A 17,428-nucleotide genomic window follows, 5' to 3' on the forward strand; every position below is an offset into this window, starting at 1 on the left:
ATGAATCAAAATATCCTCTTTCGTGTAGATTCATCTTCAAACATAGGAACAGGGCATATTATGCGTGATTTAGTATTGGCACAGCAGTATAAAAATGCCAATATTATTTTTGCCACTTTGGACCTGGAAGGGAATGCAAATGAAAGAATAGAAGAGGCAGGATATGCCATAGAACTTTTAAAATCTAATACGCTCAATGAATTACACAGTTTGATCAAAAAGTTAAAAATAGACTTGTTGGTTATTGATCATTATGAAATAGATGAAGTATCTGAAAAAGCATTAAAAACCAAAAATCCAACATTAAAAATTCTTTCGTTTGATGATACTTATGAAAAGCACTATTGTGATATACTGTTAAATCATAATATAAGTGCTGATGAAAGTAGATATAAAAGTTTAGTTCCTTCTTTTTGTGAGATAAGATGTGGGGCTGACTATACACTTTTGCGTAATGAATTTATAGAAGAAAAGAAGATAAAACGAGAAAAAATTTATGAGTATTTTATTGCAATGGGTGGAGCAGATACAGCTAATCTAAATATAAAAATTTTAGAAATTTTACCAAAAAATAAAAAAGTGGCACTTGTTACAACAACTGCGAATAAAAATCTAACCCAGTTACAGGAGTATGTTAAAGATAAAGTAAATATCTCACTTTTCATAAACTCAAAGAGGATAGCAAAGCTTATGAATCAGAGTCAATTAGCTATAATAACTCCTAGTGTAACGGTGAATGAAGTATACTTTTTAGGTGTTGATTTTGTGGTTATAAAGACGGCTGATAATCAGGAGAACATCTATGAATATTTGAAAAAGAATCATTATAAAGTTTTATCTGAATTTTCATCAGAAGCTTTAAATAAGATAATCTCTGTAAAATTAGTAAATTTTACAGATCTCTCTTTAGATGAAAAAAAGATGGTTTTAGAGTGGAGGAATGATGATACTATAAAAAAATGGATGTTTAACACAGACCCTATAAATTTGAAGGCACATTTAAGCTACATCGATTTACTCTCATCAAAAGAGGATAAAATATATTTTTTAGTGAAACAAGATACTTCATTTCTCGGCGTAGTAAACTTTACTGAGATAACAACATTAACAGCAAATATAGGTCTCTATACTAATCCTAAATTAAAAGGGGTTGGTAGTATACTTATGAATGAGATTTTAAACTATGGGTTTGAAATTTTAAAAGTTAAAAAATTAATTTCTGAAGTTTTTGAAGAGAATAAAAAAGCTATAAAGCTTTATGTAAAATTTGGATTTATAACAGTAAAAAGAAGAGAGAACATATGTATTATGGAGTTAACAAATGAAAATAGGTAATTTTAATTTGGAAAAAGATGGGGTATATGTTATTGCAGAGTTATCCGCAAATCACAATGGAAGTTTACAAAATGCATTAGATACAGTAAAAGCTGCTAAAAAAGTAGGTGCAAATGCTATAAAGCTTCAAACATACACGGCTGATACAATGACACTTGATTGTAAAAAAGATGATTTTTTAATTACTCAAGGAACATTGTGGGATGGAAAATATTTATATGATTTATATAAAGAAGCCTATACACCATGGGAGTGGCACGAAGAACTCTTTGCATATGCAAGAAGCATAGATATAGATATATTTTCCTCTCCATTTGATAAAAGTGCTGTTGATTTTTTAGAAGAGTTTAATCCATCAGCGTATAAGATAGCTTCTTTTGAGATAACAGATTACGAACTTATACGCTACACTGCAAGTAAAGGTAAACCTATTATCATCTCAACTGGAATTGCTACAATCGATGAAATACAGGATGCAGTAGATATCTGTAGGGGTGTGGGAAATGATGATATAGTTTTATTAAAATGTACTTCTGCTTATCCAGCACCATTAGAGGATGCAAACTTGCAAATGGTACCAAATTTAGCACAAACTTTCGGAGTTATTAGTGGGTTTAGTGACCATACTTTAGGTTTAACTGCTCCTATAGCAGCGGTTACTCTTGGTGCGAAAGTGATTGAGAAACACTTTATACTAGATAAAAGCGTAGGTGGAGCTGATGTTGATTTTAGCCTTGATAAACAAGAATTTAGTGATATGGTAAAAGCTATAAGAGATACTGAGAAATTGCTTGGAAAAGTTGACTATAGTATGAATGAAAAAAAGAAAAAATCTCGCCAATTTGCACGAAGTCTTTATGTGGCTAAAAATATAAAAAAAGGTGAAAAATTTAGTGAAGAAAATGTAAGGAGTGTAAGACCAGGATATGGAATACATCCTAAGTATTTGAAAGATGTTTTGGGTGAGATATCTGATAAAGACTATAAGTTTGGGGATAGATTTGAAAGATAAATATTTATATATTGTTGATATGAGATTTAAACAAAATAGTTTTGATTTAAGTAGTTATCTAAAAGATATTGATGCAAATATATTATCATTGACCCCTTATTCTAGCTTTTTATTGAAGCAAGCTAAGAAAAAATTTATTACTTTTCATGATATAGTAAGTATTGAAGAATTTCATAAAAATGTATTTAAAGAATATAAAGAGTTTGAAGAAATTTTTAATGACTTTAAAGAATTGAGTTTTTTATTTAGAGACTTTGCTTTTTTGATAACATTTGAAAAGTATTTTAATCAGCTCAAAAGTTATTTAAAATTAGCCAAAAAAGAAAATAGACAAATTTTTTATCTTACAGATGTAGATGGTATAAAAAGGGAAGAGAATTGTTTATTATATAAAAGTTGTTTATTTGATAATCAATATGTGGATAAAATTATAAACATAAAAAATAAAGATGCAAGTTTTTATAAAAAGAATAAACTACAAAATATTTTTAATACTTTAAAATATAAAAAAGATATATTTGAAAATATTATAAATAAATATATTTTAAGAAAAGATACAAGCTTACCATATGATATGATACATTTTTTAGATGTCTATAATGATTTGAATCCGGTAACGAGAAAAGAGAGTATTGAAAAAAAGCAAATTTTTGATTTCATAGGAAGAGTAAATAAAACTATAATAGATAAAAAAAACAGTCTATTTAAAAATCAATATATGAAATTATTAGAAGATATTACTATTCATCTAACCAAATATGATGAAAAATATATAATTATAAAGCCTTTTTCTTTTTTATCCAGGATGCAAAACTATCGACAAATACTTATAAATAAAAAAAATTCAATTCCAAATATATTTATGCAACATGGCAGTTATTTACAGGAAAATATTTTTTTAAAATACAATGAAATATATCCTGCTGATATAAACTTTGTATTTAATGACTTTACTAAAGAATTATTTCAGAATAGAGGAGCTAAAAAAATTGAATCTGTAGGTAGTATAAATTTTAACTATTCAATAAAAGAAAAGAAAAAAAAGTTTGATTTTTTATATATTACATATTGTACCGGTTATTCATATACAGGAGTGTTAATAAATAATTTTTCTCATTTAGTTTCAACGGATACAAATAATATATACACAAGACATAAAAAAATAATAGAGCTTTTTGGTGTAAAATTGAAAGATAAAAATATATGTATCAAAATACAGCCAGGTATTATGCTGGAGACAATGTTATATATACCATTTTTAGAATTAAGTCAGAATTATCCAAATGTGACTATAGAATTTAGTATTCCAATTCAAAATTTAATTCCGAAAAGTAAATACATAATTAGTGACTATTTTTCGTCAGAGTTTATAAATAGAGAATTGCACTATAAAAGAGATATAATCTTGTTTAGTGGACCACCTCTCTGCTTACCAGAAGAGACACTAGAAGATATGAAAAAAATGTTCATTTTAGTTGATACTGTTGATGATTTGGAAGAAAAAGTTAGAAATATTGAAAATATAACAAAAAATAGAAAACGATATGATGACATTATAGAGTATTACTCTTCAAAAAAATGTGATACCAAAAAGTTAGTTACAGAAATATTAGAGAAAGAACTAAATGCAAGAACATAGCCTAAAAAAACGATACAGCATTAAACTCTTTGCAAATATCATAAGTGGTATTATAGGTGCTATTTTAGTAGCTATTGTACCAAAAGCATTAGGTCCTGTTGCTTACGGGCAGTTTGTATATCTTCAAGATTTTTTTATGAAAGCAATTGGTTTTTTAGATATGGGAAGTTCTATTGCTTTTTTTACAAAGCTCTCAGCTAGACATACTAGAAAAGAGCTTATCTCATTTTATTTCTTATATTCTATTGCAGTATTGTTTATAGTATTACTTTTTGTATATGGTGTTAAAAGCTTGGGTTACAGTGAAAAACTTTTGCCAAATATACCAAGTGAATATATTTTTATGGGTTTACTTTTTGGTTTTCTTTCATGGTTTACTCAAATATTCATTAAAATATCAGATGCCTATGCATTGACTGTATCAGTGGAACTTATAAAAATAGGGCATAAAATAGCATCTCTTTTGTTGCTTTTGTGTTTTGTTTATGTTACTGCTTTTGATTTACATAAATATTTTTATTTTCAATATATTGCATTAATATCTTTTTTATTGATAATCTCTTGGCTGTTTGTTAAAAAAAGGATATTTGAAAATGTTTTTAGTCTTAAATTTTCAATTCTAAATCTCTCAAAAGAGTTTATAGAATATTGTCATCCTCTTGTGATATACAGCATAGTAGGACTAATTGCCGGTTTTTTTGATATTTGGCTTCTTCAAAAAATAGCTGGAAGTGAACAAACCGGGTTTTATGGTCTTGCTTATAGTTTAGCAGCTATGTGTTTTTTATTTACCTCTGCTATGACACCTATCATCACTAGAGAATTTAGTAAATCTTATGAGAAAAAAGATTTAGAAAATATGAGAAAACTTTTTTATAGATATATACCTATGCTTTATAGTATAGCTGCATATTTTGCGGTATTTATTTCTATACAGAGTGAAAATATATTGGCTATCTTTACAGATGAAAAATTTCAAAATGCTTATCCTGTTTTAATGATAATGGCATTGTACCCTATTCATCAAACTTATGGGCAGCTTAGTGGAAGTGTATTTTATGCTACTGGGAAGACGAAACTTATGCGCAATATATCTTTATTTACACAGCCACTAGGGATGTTTATATCTTTTGGGCTGATATATATTTTAGACTTTGGGGCTATAGGACTTGCCGGTAAAATGCTTATTCTTCAACTAATTGGTGTAAATATTCAACTTTATTTTAATGCTAAATTTTTAAACTTTAAGATGAAGTCCTTTGTATATCATCAAATTTATTCCATAGTATTTTTTGTAGTCATCGCTTATATATCAAGTCATATTTTTAGTTTTACCTCTCCTTTGATAAATTTTTTGGCATCAGGTACACTATATACAGGTTTTGTTATAATAGGGGCATATATATTTCCAAAAGTTTTTGCAACTAATCGAGATGAGATAAACACACTTTTTTTAAGGTTAAAAAATGTCACTAAAAAATAAACTAAAAAACAATGAGTTAACTATTGGTAGTTGGATAATGATAGGCGATACCATGAGTGTTGAAGTTATGGCTTTGGCTGGTTTTGAATGGCTTGTAGTAGATACAGAGCATACTTCAATAGACTTAAAAACAACTCAAGATTTAATAGCGACCATTCAATCAAGTGGAATAAAAGCACTTGTAAGAGTAAGTAAAAATGAAGAAGTAATCATAAAAAAAGTTTTAGATATGGGAGCTGATGGCATCATAGTGCCCATGGTAAATTCAAAAGAAGATGCTCTGCAGGCAGTAGCGTTTGCAAAGTACCCACCGACAGGCAAAAGAGGTGTTGGATTATACAGAGCTTCTAAATACGGAACAGGTTTTGACGAGTATAAAAAATGGGTAGAAGAAGAGCTTGTAATCATAGCCCAAATAGAGCATATAGATGCAGTAAATAATATAGATGAGATTATACATGTAAAGGGAATAGATGGTACCATTATAGGTCCCTATGATTTAAGTGGCAGTATGGGATACCCTGGAGAATTTGAAAGAGAGGATGTAAAGGATGCTGTACAAACTGTACTCGATAGTTGTAAAAAACACAATATTCCATCAGGTTTTCATGTAGTAGATACAGACCCATCAAAATTACAGGAGAAGATAGAACAAGGTTGTACATTCTTAGCTTACGGGATAGATTACTTTTTTATGCGAGATAGTGCAGTACAAGGTATGTATACAATAAAAGAAGGACTAATACAATGAATATAATATCAATAATACCAGCAAGAATGGGCTCGAGTAGATTTCCTGGTAAACCGATGGCAGATATACTTGGAATGCCAATGATAGGGCATGTTTACAAAAGAGTAAAAATGTCTAAACTTTTGAGTGAAGTGTATGTAGCTACATGTGATGAAGAGATTTATAATTATGTAGAATCCATAGGTGGAAAAGCCGTAATGACAAGTGATTGTCACGAAAGATGCAGTGACAGATGTGCGGAGGCAATGCTTAAAATAGAACAAGATGAAAATAAAAAAGTAGACATCATGGTTATGGTGCAGGGTGATGAACCTTTGACATTTCCTCAAATGATAGATGAAGCAGTAGAACCTATGCTTCAAGATAAAAGCATAAAAATTACAAACTTAGTAGCCGATTTAAACACGGTAGAAGAGTTTGAAGATCCAAATGAAGTAAAAGTTGTTATAGATAAGAATAACAATGCCCTTTATTTTTCAAGAGAACCAATCCCTAGCAGAAAAAAAGGTATTTTAGAAGTTCCTATGAAAAAACAAGTGTGTGTCATACCATTTACTAGAGATTTTTTACTAGAGTACAATGAAATGGAACCAACACCTTTAGAAATAATAGAATCAGTTGATATGATGAGAATTCTTGAAAATGGGGACAAAGTTAAAATGATAGACACAGAGTATGAAACAAAAGCCGTTGATACAAAGGAAGATTTGGATAAAGTTGTGGAGATTATGAAAGATGATGAGTTGTTTGAGAGCTATATGTCAGTTAAGGTATAAATAGATGAGACTCACTGATGATGAAGTAAACTTAATAAAAAAAGCTTTTTTTGAAACTTTTAAAGATGGTAAAATTTATCTTTTTGGAAGTCGTGTAGATGATACAAAAAGAGGTGGGGATATTGACTTGTATATTATTCCAAAAAATCAAGATGAGTTAAGAAAAAAGAAGATTGATTTTTTAGTAAAATTAGATGAGTACATAGGTGAGCAAAAAATTGATGTAGTAATTGCAAAAGATTCAAATAGACTTATAGAAAAAGAGGCTTTAAGAACAGGAATAGAACTATGAAGGAGATGCAAGAGAAGTTAGTTATGGTACTATATGAATGCAATCAACACAAAAAAATGATTAACAATGCTTATTGTCATCTTAAAGATGATTTGCCCTTGTCAAAAGAGAAGTATCTCTCTTTTTCTTTAGAAAAAATAGGATTAATTGACCAATTTTTATTTCGTTTTTCAAAACTTCAAGATAGTATGGGTGAGAAACTTTTTCCTACTGCACTTTTACTTTTAGGGGAAGATTTTTTAAACAAACCATTTATAGATATGTTAAATAGATTAGAAAAATTAGGATTAGTAAATAGGCAAGAGTGGATAAATTTGAGAATGATTAGAAATGATGTCGCTCATGAATAAAGTTTTAATGTAGACGAATTAGTAGACAGCTTAAATGATATTTTTGCGGTAAAAGATAAGCTTTTGTCTTTTTATGATATATTTTTTCAATACTGTATCGATAAATTTGAGTTTGTAAAGAATAGTGAGGTGTTAAAAGTATGATGATAGATACAGAATATGAAACAAAAGTTGTTAATACGCAAGAAGATTTGAAGAGAGTAGTTGAGATAATGAGAAATGATGAGTTGTTTCAAAAAGGATATTAATGAAAGAAGAAGAAATAAGACCAGAAAAATTATTTGATGAATTATTGAGACTTAATAGAGAAGATATTAAAATTTATTTTTCTGATTCAAAAAATACTAAAATAAATTGTTCCGCATGTGGAAATGAGGGTATTTTTTCATTTAATAAAGATGGTTTTGACTTTGATGAATGTAAGCAATGTAAGACGCTGTATGTGTCACCAAGACCTGATAAGGAATCTTTTAATAACTATTACACGAACTCGGCTTCGTCGAAATTTTGGGCTACTACATTTTATAAAGCAACGGAAAAAAATAGAAGAGAAATGCTTTGGAAGCCAAAAGCAGAAATGATATTGAATAAGATACAATACTTTTCACCTGATACTAAAAAGGTTATAGATATAGGTGGTGGTTATGGAATATTTATTGAAGAATTTTTAAAGATATCAAATTTGAAACATTTAGTAATAGAGCCATCCGAATATTTATCAAAAGTTTGCAAAGATAAAGGTCTTAAAGTTATGGTAAAGTTTTTAGAAGATGTAGAAAAAAATGATTTACCAAATATTAAAAAAACGTTTGTGAGCTTTGAATTGTTTGAACATCTTCATAGTCCTGAGTTGTTTTTAAAAGTTTTGCATGATATTATGGACAAAGGTGATTTATTTATATTTACAACTTTGAGTGGAATGGGAATAGATATTCAAACATTATGGGAAAAATCAAAAGCAATTTCTCCTCCAATGCATCTGAATTTTTTTAATCCAAAATCAATTAAAATATTATTAGACACTATTGGTTTTAAAACATTAGAAGTGACTACTCCCGGGAAGTTAGATATTGATATTATGAAAAATAATAAAGAAATGATAAATGATAGATTCTGGAAAAATTATATTGAATATTCGAATGAAGATGAAAAAAAAGAGATGCAAACTTTTATTTCAAAAAATAATTTAAGTTCGCATATGATGATAGTTTGTAAAAAGGTTTGATAACTCATGATTCTAAAGTTTGGTAAAGGCGAAAAATCACTAGGGAAAGAAAATTTTTATTTGACTTCTCATGAGCTAAGAGATTATGATTATTTGATAATTACAGATTCAAGAGGGGGAATGACCATAGATTTAAACTTTCATAATTCATTTATTTTACTTTTGAGTTTTTTTCTTGAAAGTTTTAATAAATCTTATATCATTATTTCAAGACCAAAAAACTTAACAGTTTTTGCCACTTTAATAAATTTTCTAAAATTAAATTCTGATTTAAGATTTAAATATCTTGTTACAAACTTGGGTTTTGTAGATTGTACACCCAAAAAACAAAAAAATATAGATGATATAATGTCTCAAATAAAACAGTTTAGTAATATATCTAACACTATTATTAAGCATGAAAATTATGAATTAAATGATGGTAACTCTGAGATATTAAAGAGTGTTAAATATAAAGAGAAATATTTGATAGAAATAACTCAAAATTTAAATCAAAGATTTGAAAAATGTTATTTTATAAATACTCCAATTGTCAATCACAGTATGAAGATGGAAAGGGAAAGACCCAATTCTTTTTTTCAGCAATTACATGTAACGAATAAACTGATAAATGATTTAGTGAATTTAAATGGTAAAAATATGCTAATTGATATAAAAGAGTTTAATTGTACTTATGATGGTGTCCATTACACAAAAAAAGGGCATGAAATGATTTTTCATAAAATAAAAGAGAGTATAAAATAATGAAAATAGTAGCAACAAGTCCAAGTTTTTCAAAAAATAAGATCTTACAAGAAGAAGTATATAAATATTTTCCAGAGGCTAAGTTAAATTTAGATGGCAAAAGATTTAATCAAGATGAGTTGATAGAATATATCAAAGATGCTGAGGCTTTGATAGTTGGACTGGAACCTGTGAATGAAGAAGTGCTTCAGCATTGTAAAAATTTAAAAATAATTTCAAAATATGGTGTTGGTCTTAATAATATAGATAAAGAAGCATGTAAAAAAAGGGGCATAGCTATTGGCTGGACAGGAGGAGTAAATCGTCTTTCAGTAGCAGAGATGGCACTCGGGTTTATGCTTATGTTTAGTCGTAATCTTTTTATGACAACAAATGAACTTAAAAGTGGTGTCTGGAATAAGTCCGGAGGATTTCAACTGAGCGGAAAAACAGTTGGTATAGTTGGCGTGGGTTACATAGGCAAAGAATTAGTGAGACTGTTGAAGCCTTTTGGGTGCAAAATACTTGTGAATGATATTATAAATCAAGATGAATACTATACTCAAAACGATTTGATAGAAGTGAGTAAAGAAGAACTTTACAGAGAGTCTGACTTTATAACAGTGCACACACCACAAGATGAAAGCACATATAATTTCATAACTTTAAATGAAATGAAAATGATGAAAAAAACAGCATATTTGTTAAATACGGCCAGAGGTGGTCTGATAAATGAAAATGATTTAAAATATGCTTTAAAAAACGGCATAATCGCAGGTGCTGCGATAGATGCTTATGTTGAAGAACCACCTACAGATAAAGAATTTTTAGAACTTCCAAATCTTATATGCACACCGCACATTGGTGGAAACGCAAAGGAAGCTGTAGAAGCTATGGGTATGAGCGCTATAAAACATTTAAGAGAGTATTATAAATTATGATAAGAATTCAAAGTGGAGAGTGCCATATGTTAGTACTCCTAAAAATTCAGTGCAGTGAGGTATTAAATGCCAAATCGTAAGAAAGTTGTTATTTTCGGTGGAAGTGGTTTTTTAGGTTCGTATGTCGCTGATGAACTGTCTCGTAGAAACTATGATGTAGTTATTGCTGATATTCATAAGTCAAAGTATTTACAAGTAAATCAAGAGTTTCAAACTGTAGATATATTAGATATGAACAGTATAAAAAATGTAATTAATGGCGCTGATATTGTATATAATTTTGTAGCGATAGCAAATCTTGATGATGCTATCCACGACCCAATCAATACTATGAATATAAATGTTATGGGGAATCTAAATATACTTGAAGTATGTAAAACAAGAAAAGTAGAAAGATTTGTGTATGCAAGCAGTGCTTATGCCCTTAGTAATGAGGGTTCTTTTTATGGCATTAGTAAGCAAACATCAGAGAAGCTAATGGAAGAATATTATAAAAGGTATGGTTTGAAATATACGGTTATTCGTTACGGCTCCTTGTATGGAGAGCGGGCGAGTCATAACAATTATATTTATAATCTTTTATATGATGCCTTAAAAAATGGAGAACTTCACTACAAAGGTGATGGTCAAGATCTAAGAGAATACATTCACGCAGCAGATGCAGCAAAACTTTCAGTCGACATTTTAGAGGATGAAAGTTACGAAAATGAGCATATTATCTTAACAGGAACTGAAAGACTAAAACGTATAGAACTCCTTACAATGATAAATGAGATCATGCAAAACAAGCTAGAGCTGAAGCAAATTACAGATAATAACATGGGACACTATAAAATTACTCCTTATTCGTATCATCCAACTGTTGCCAAAAAGTTGGTGGCAAATCCGTATATTGATTTAGGTCAGGGTCTTTTGGAATGTATTCAAGTTATTCATGAAGAGCTGGAAGCGTAGATGTTGTTTTTGTCTTATATATTAGATGAACACACACCTGCTTACGGGAATAAAAATAAATTTGTACAAATAAAAAAAAGTGATATTTTAAAAGGGGATGTTGCTAATGATACAACAATATCTACTACTGTTCATATAGGTACACATATAGATATGCCCTACCACTTTTATGAAAAGGGACAGACTGTTAAGGATTTTAATGCTGATTTTTGGGTATTTAAAAAACCACTCATTGTAGAGATAGTTCAAGAAGAGTTAATTATAAATGAAAAATTGACAGCAAGATTAAAAAACATCACAGATATTGGTTATGATATTTTAATTGTAAAAACAGGTATTTGTAATAGTCGAAATAGTGAAAAATTTTGGAAAGAGAATTATGGTTTTCATGGAGATATTTATAATTTTTTAATAGAAAATTTTCCATCTATCAGAGTGTTTGGATTTGATTCTATCTCTGTATCTAGTTTTCAAAACAGAGAATTAGGAAGAGAATCCCATAAAAGGTTTTTAAATCCCCAAAAACCTATACTTTTACTTGAAGATATGGACTTGAAAAATATCAGCGAAAATGTACAGTTTAAAGAGATTATAGTGTCACCGCTTAGAATATCTCAGTGTGATGGCTTACCATGTACTGTATTTGGAATATTACATGATTAAAACAATTTTATGGGATTTTGATGGTGTTATACTTGATAGTATGAAGATTAAGGGGGATGGTTTTGTAGAATTGTTCCATGGTTATGACAAAAAATATTTACAACAGATTGAGAAATATCATTATGAAAACGGTGGTGTTTCAAGATTTGATAAAATTAGATATTTTTATACTGATATTTTGCATCAAGATATTTCAGAAGATGAAATTGTAAAACTAGCAGATAAATTTGCTCGGATTATTAAAATGAAATTATCTAACAAAGAAAACTTAATTATGGAAACCATTGAATTTATAAAAGCGAATTACAAAGAATATAATTTTCATATCGTCTCAGGTGCAGAAAATCGTGAACTTAATGATTTGTGTAAACAGTTTGAAATCACATGCTATTTTTTATCAATCAATGGAAGTCCAACTAAAAAAGATATTTTAATAGCTAATATTATGGAGAAATATAATTACAAAACTGATGAAACAATATTAATCGGTGATGCCATCACAGACTATAATGCGGCTAAAAAGAATAAGATAAATTTTTATGGGTATAATAATTCAGAGTTAAAACAGTATGGAAATTATATTGATACATTTTTGGAGTTTAAACTTTGAATCCAAAGGAATTAGAGGAGAATTACCAAAATAAAAAAAGTAATTTTCATGCCTACATTGATAAGATAAAAAGAAATGCCAGATGGGATATCTATACAATAATTAATGCTACTTTAGTTAAAAATCCATATGCAAGTGTGTTTCCTAAAAACTTTTTTACAAATAATATTCAAAAAGACAATAATCTGTTTTTATTCACAAGAAAATTAGTGAAATATTATATAAAAAATATTTATCTTTATTTTTCATATGTTACTGCTTTTTTTATCTATAAAATTTATTATAAGAAACAAAGAAAAAACAGATTAGAAATTATTATTGATACTTTTGGACTTATAGATAAGACAAATGAAAATGGTCAATTTAGTGAAAATTATTTAACCGGTATCTATGAAATATTTGAAAAATATCATACTCAGTATGCTGTTTTATTAAGACCTTATGGCGTTGGTCAAAATCCATTAAAGTTAAAACACTTTTTTAAAATAATAAATCAAGATAAAAAAGATTTTGTATTTGAGTATGAATTTTTGAAATTAAGTGATTTTGTGAAACTGTTTGGACTTCTAGTAGTGTATCCGTTTAAAACATTAAGACTGTTACAAAAAGAAGAGAATGATATTGATAAAATATTTAATAATGCTGTAGTTAATGATATTAAATATTTTAGTTTTGATAGTTTAACAAGATATATTTTAGGTAAAAATTTAGCTCAAATTGAGAGTATAAAAACAATATATTTCTGGAGTGAATTTCAAGTGATTGAGAGAAGTTTTAACTATGGAATTAGAAATCATAATGATAAAATAACATTAAACGCATTACAGTTTTATTTAAATTATGAAACTTATTTTAATGCTTATGTAGATGATTTAGATTATGATATGCTTGCATCACCTCATAAGGTGTCTGTTAATGGAAAATATTATGTATTAGATAGAGAAAAAGTGAAATATGATGTTGGAGTTTCATTAAGATATAAAGGAGTTTTTGAATTTCAGGGTATCAAAGAAGAAAAAAATGTACTTTTGCTCGGTTCTTATATAGAAAATGATACAAAATATATGATAGAAAGGATAGAACATTTAGATAATGTGATATTTAAAAACCATCCAGCAGTTAATATACATAAACTTGGTAATATCCCAAATACTATTGAAATTTCGAATAGCAATATTTATAAACTTTTTGAAAACACAAAACTAGTAATAGGTACTGCTTCTGGGACTTCTCTTGAGGCAGTAACCTGTGGATTATCTGTAATAATAATAGCCAGTCAAGATAATCTTACCGCTAATCCATTAGTGACCCATGGAAAAGGGAAGATTTGGGATATTGCGTTTACTAAAGATGATATTGAGAAATTGTATAATAAGTTATTGGTATATAGAAAAAATTATAAAGATGAAATAAAGCAAATTTCTTTGTGGTACAAGGAAAACTTTTTTAGAGAGCCAACAGAAGAAAGAATTAAAAATATATTTGGAATTGAGGAAAATAATTTATGAAAGTATTACTGTTAGCAGGCGGTTTTGGAACAAGACTTAGTGAAGAGACAGACATAAGGCCAAAACCTATGGTTGAAATAGGGGGTAAGCCTATTTTATGGCATATTATGAAAATATATTCAGAGTATGGTTTTAATGATTTTGTTATTCTCTTAGGATATAAAGGCTATTATATTAAAGAGTATTTTGCAAACTATTTTTTACATCAAAGTGATATAACTATAGATATGTCAAATGGTAAAATGGAAGTGTTAAATAATTCAAGTGAACCATGGAAGGTAACATTGCTTGATACAGGGCTGAACTCTATGACAGGAGGACGAATTAAACAGGCACAAAAAGTTATTGGTAATGAAGCGTTTATGCTCACTTATGGAGATGGGGTAAGTGATGTAAATATAAAAGAATTGGTAGCATTTCATAAAAAACACGGTAAAGCAATGACTATGACCTCTGCTCAACCAGATGGACGTTTTGGTGCACTTAATATCTCTGAATCACATCAGGTAACAGATTTTTTAGAGAAGCCAAAGGGTGACGGTGGTTGGATAAATGCAGGGTTTTTTGTTTGCGAACCGAAAGTTTTTGACTACATTACAGGTGGAGATGCAACTGTTTTTGAGCAAGAACCACTGCAAAAACTTGCTAAAGATGGAGAAATATTTACTTTCAAACATGAAGGCTTTTGGAAGCCGATGGATAGCTTAAAAGATAAAAATGATCTTAATAAACTTTGGGATGAAGGTGTTGCCCCTTGGAAGGTATGGGAATAGCAATGTTCAAAAATGTATACAAAGATAAAAAAGTACTTGTTACCGGGCATACAGGATTTAAAGGCACATGGCTTACTCTGTGGCTTTTAAAACTTGGGGCAAAAGTTATAGGCATCTCAAAAGATATTCCGACAAATCCTTCAATGTTTGAAGAGTTACAGCTACAAAAAAAGATAAAGCATTATCAAGAGGATATAAGAAATTTATCTAAAATGAATGAAATTATAGCCGTAGAAGCGCCGGAGTTTCTTTTTCATCTGGCAGCACAGCCGATAGTTTCAACATCTTATGAAAATCCAATTGACACAATATCCTCAAATGTAATGGGAACGGCAAATATTTTAGAAGCTCTTAAAAACTCAAATCATAAATGCAGCGTTATAATTATCACAAGTGATAAAGCGTATGCCAATGTAGAACAGGTATGGGGCTACAAAGAGGATGATAAAATGGGTGGTAAAGATATTTACAGTGGTAGCAAGGGTGCTGCTGAGCTTATTATAAAATCATATTATCACTCATTTTTTAAAAAAGACAATTGTAATGTTAAGTTAGCCATTGGTAGAGCCGGAAATGTTATAGGTGGCGGAGATTGGGCAAAAGACAGGATTGTAGTTGACTGCATGCACGCTTGGAGTAAAAATCAAAGTGTGGAGATACGAAGCCCAGAAGCTACGAGACCTTGGCAGCATGTGCTTGAACCTTTAAGTGGATATTTAAATCTAGGGCAGGTTTTGTATGAAAACAACTCTTTGCATGGGGAAGCGTTTAACTTTGGACCAAGGGCAGAACAAAATCACACAGTTAAACAATTGCTTGCAGATTTAAGTCAGTATTGGCATTTTACAAATGCCAAAGATGCTTTTACTATTACAGGGAACATACCTTTTCATGAGGCAGGATTGCTAAAACTCAATTGTGACAAAGCTCTCTTTTATCTGAAATGGCAGGCAAATTTAGAGTATAAAGATACTATTAGATTTACCAGTGAGTGGTATTATGACTTTTATAACAATAATAACAATATTTTAGAAAAAACTTTGGAACAGATAAATGAATATGAAAGTATGGCAAAAACGCGAGGTTTGCAATGGACGGAGTAATTTTAACACCGCTAAAACAGATTTATAATCCAAAAGGTGATATTTTTCATGCCATGAAAAAAAGTGATGAGGGGTTTGATGGATTTGGAGAAGCTTATTTTTCAACTATATACCTAAATGATATCAAGGGATGGAAGAAACATACTCAAATGACTTTAAATCTTGTAGTGGTTGTTGGAGAAATAGAATTTGTTGTGTATGATGAAATAAATAAAGAGTTTTTCAGTGTAAAACTTTCTCAAAAAAATTACCAAAGACTTACTGTAAAACCAAATTTGTGGATGGCTTTTAAAGGTTTAAGCAAAAGCAGTATGTTATTAAATATCGCTTCAATTGAGCATAATCCAGACGAAGCAATAAATTTAGATATTAATGAGATAAACTATGAATGGTAAAAAAAGAGTTCTTGTAACTGGCGGAACCGGCTATGTTGGTTCAGATCTTGTGAATAAACTTTTAATCAATCATAATATAGAAATTGCACTGGTTGTTCGAGATTCAAAAAGTGCCATAAAAATGTTTGGGAATGCGGTTATATATATCGAATGTAATAACCTAACTGAGTTTAATGACAGTGTTTTACAATTTTCACCTGAAATTGTAGTTCATCTGGCTGCATATTCAACAAGTTCAGATGAACCAAAAGATATAGTTAAGCTAATAGAGTCAAATATTGTATTTACCTCTAATCTGTTAATTGCATTATCAGGTTGCAAGTTGCAATTGTTTATAAATACAGGTTCTTTTTCCGAATATCATATCAACAATATAATAAGCCCAACATATTTTTATTCTGCTACAAAAACTTCTGCAAAATATATAATTGAGTACTATGCCAAAAAGAACTCTTTTAAATTTTTAAATATGATTTTGTTTACAGTTTATGGAAAGAAAAATGCCAATAAAAAGATTATTGATTATGCTATAGATTCTCTAGACTCAGATGAGGCTGTTAATATGAGTGATGGTAAGCAGATATTGGATTTTGTACATATAGATGATGTTGTAAATCTTTATTATAACCTTATTCTTGATTTTAATAATATTAAAGCTTCTAAAATTGACTATGACGTGGGAACAGGAAAATGTATATCAATAAGAGATTTGGTAAAGACTTTAGAAAGTATTACAAATAAAAAAGCAAATATTGCATGGGGTGCGAATAAAAGTCGTAAAATTGATACAATCAGAGCATGTGCAGATATAGAAATGTCGCAAAAAGAGTTGAATTATAAAGTGAATATTTCTTTGGAAAGTGGTTTGAAAAAATATATTAGGGATAAAATTTAA

Annotated in this window: 19 protein-coding genes; all 19 read left to right on the forward strand. The window is 29.2% G+C overall.

Translation table 11 applies throughout. The features are described 5' to 3' along the window. Entirely contained in the window at positions 1 to 1,335 is a 1,335-nt protein-coding gene (gene pseG / locus MNY28_RS00360; protein WP_346388536.1) for a UDP-2,4-diacetamido-2,4,6-trideoxy-beta-L-altropyranose hydrolase, read from the forward strand. Further along, positions 1,322 to 2,347, forward strand: coding sequence for a pseudaminic acid synthase (gene pseI / locus MNY28_RS00365; protein WP_346388537.1), 1,026 nt, complete (start codon positions 1,322 to 1,324; stop codon positions 2,345 to 2,347). The genes pseG and pseI overlap by 14 nt, the downstream gene beginning before the upstream one ends. Then, positions 2,337 to 3,986: a hypothetical protein gene (locus MNY28_RS00370; RefSeq protein ID WP_346388538.1), complete on the forward strand. Its 1,650-nt coding sequence runs from the start codon at positions 2,337 to 2,339 to the stop codon at positions 3,984 to 3,986. The genes pseI and MNY28_RS00370 overlap by 11 nt, the downstream gene beginning before the upstream one ends. Beyond that, positions 3,973 to 5,469, forward strand: a complete 1,497-nt coding sequence (locus MNY28_RS00375; protein WP_346388539.1) for an oligosaccharide flippase family protein — start codon at positions 3,973 to 3,975, stop codon at positions 5,467 to 5,469. The genes MNY28_RS00370 and MNY28_RS00375 overlap by 14 nt, the downstream gene beginning before the upstream one ends. Beyond that, on the forward strand, positions 5,453 to 6,220 hold the full coding sequence (locus MNY28_RS00380) for an aldolase/citrate lyase family protein (protein WP_346388540.1): 768 nt from the start codon (positions 5,453 to 5,455) through the stop codon (positions 6,218 to 6,220). The genes MNY28_RS00375 and MNY28_RS00380 overlap by 17 nt, the downstream gene beginning before the upstream one ends. After that, on the forward strand, positions 6,217 to 6,996 hold the full coding sequence (kdsB, locus tag MNY28_RS00385) for a 3-deoxy-manno-octulosonate cytidylyltransferase (RefSeq protein ID WP_346388541.1): 780 nt from the start codon (positions 6,217 to 6,219) through the stop codon (positions 6,994 to 6,996). The genes MNY28_RS00380 and kdsB overlap by 4 nt, the downstream gene beginning before the upstream one ends. A gap of 4 nt (positions 6,997 to 7,000) precedes the next feature. Then, a complete protein-coding gene (locus tag MNY28_RS00390) occupies positions 7,001 to 7,288 on the forward strand; it encodes a nucleotidyltransferase domain-containing protein (protein ID WP_346388542.1) in 288 nt (95 codons plus the stop codon). Next, positions 7,285 to 7,638 carry a hypothetical protein gene (locus MNY28_RS00395; RefSeq protein WP_346388543.1) on the forward strand — a complete coding sequence of 118 codons (354 nt, stop codon included), beginning with the start codon at positions 7,285 to 7,287 and terminating at the stop codon, positions 7,636 to 7,638. The genes MNY28_RS00390 and MNY28_RS00395 overlap by 4 nt, the downstream gene beginning before the upstream one ends. Before the next feature lie 247 nt (positions 7,639 to 7,885). Further along, the gene (locus tag MNY28_RS00400) at positions 7,886 to 8,863 is read left to right on the forward strand and encodes a class I SAM-dependent methyltransferase (RefSeq protein ID WP_346388544.1); all 978 of its coding nucleotides are present in this window, start codon (positions 7,886 to 7,888) and stop codon (positions 8,861 to 8,863) included. A 6-nt stretch (positions 8,864 to 8,869) separates the two neighbouring features. Then, complete coding sequence (locus MNY28_RS00405; RefSeq protein WP_346388545.1) at positions 8,870 to 9,607, forward strand: hypothetical protein; 738 nt, start codon at positions 8,870 to 8,872, stop codon at positions 9,605 to 9,607. Then, the gene (locus MNY28_RS00410; protein WP_346388546.1) at positions 9,607 to 10,527 is read left to right on the forward strand and encodes a phosphoglycerate dehydrogenase; all 921 of its coding nucleotides are present in this window, start codon (positions 9,607 to 9,609) and stop codon (positions 10,525 to 10,527) included. Before MNY28_RS00405 ends, MNY28_RS00410 begins: the two co-directional genes overlap by 1 nt. A 66-nt stretch (positions 10,528 to 10,593) precedes the next feature. After that, positions 10,594 to 11,481 (forward strand): NAD(P)-dependent oxidoreductase, encoded by an 888-nt coding sequence (locus MNY28_RS00415; RefSeq protein ID WP_346388547.1) that lies wholly within the window; start codon positions 10,594 to 10,596, stop codon positions 11,479 to 11,481. After that, on the forward strand, positions 11,482 to 12,144 hold the full coding sequence (locus tag MNY28_RS00420; protein WP_346388548.1) for a cyclase family protein: 663 nt from the start codon (positions 11,482 to 11,484) through the stop codon (positions 12,142 to 12,144). Continuing rightward, positions 12,137 to 12,754 (forward strand): HAD-IA family hydrolase, encoded by a 618-nt coding sequence (locus MNY28_RS00425; protein ID WP_346388549.1) that lies wholly within the window; start codon positions 12,137 to 12,139, stop codon positions 12,752 to 12,754. The genes MNY28_RS00420 and MNY28_RS00425 overlap by 8 nt, the downstream gene beginning before the upstream one ends. After that, positions 12,751 to 14,262, forward strand: coding sequence for a hypothetical protein (locus MNY28_RS00430; RefSeq protein WP_346388550.1), 1,512 nt, complete (start codon positions 12,751 to 12,753; stop codon positions 14,260 to 14,262). Before MNY28_RS00425 ends, MNY28_RS00430 begins: the two co-directional genes overlap by 4 nt. Further along, a complete protein-coding gene (gene rfbF / locus MNY28_RS00435) occupies positions 14,259 to 15,035 on the forward strand; it encodes a glucose-1-phosphate cytidylyltransferase (protein ID WP_151900693.1) in 777 nt (258 codons plus the stop codon). The genes MNY28_RS00430 and rfbF overlap by 4 nt, the downstream gene beginning before the upstream one ends. 2 nt (positions 15,036 to 15,037) lie before the next feature. Continuing rightward, on the forward strand, positions 15,038 to 16,138 hold the full coding sequence (rfbG, locus tag MNY28_RS00440; RefSeq protein ID WP_346388551.1) for a CDP-glucose 4,6-dehydratase: 1,101 nt from the start codon (positions 15,038 to 15,040) through the stop codon (positions 16,136 to 16,138). Beyond that, positions 16,126 to 16,533 (forward strand): WxcM-like domain-containing protein, encoded by a 408-nt coding sequence (locus MNY28_RS00445; RefSeq protein ID WP_346388552.1) that lies wholly within the window; start codon positions 16,126 to 16,128, stop codon positions 16,531 to 16,533. Before rfbG ends, MNY28_RS00445 begins: the two co-directional genes overlap by 13 nt. Continuing rightward, entirely contained in the window at positions 16,523 to 17,428 is a 906-nt protein-coding gene (locus tag MNY28_RS00450) for an NAD(P)-dependent oxidoreductase (protein WP_346388553.1), read from the forward strand. Before MNY28_RS00445 ends, MNY28_RS00450 begins: the two co-directional genes overlap by 11 nt.

This window comes from Sulfurimonas sp. NWX367, assembly GCF_039667065.1.
GTDB lineage: Bacteria > Campylobacterota > Campylobacteria > Campylobacterales > Sulfurimonadaceae > Sulfurimonas > Sulfurimonas hydrogeniphila.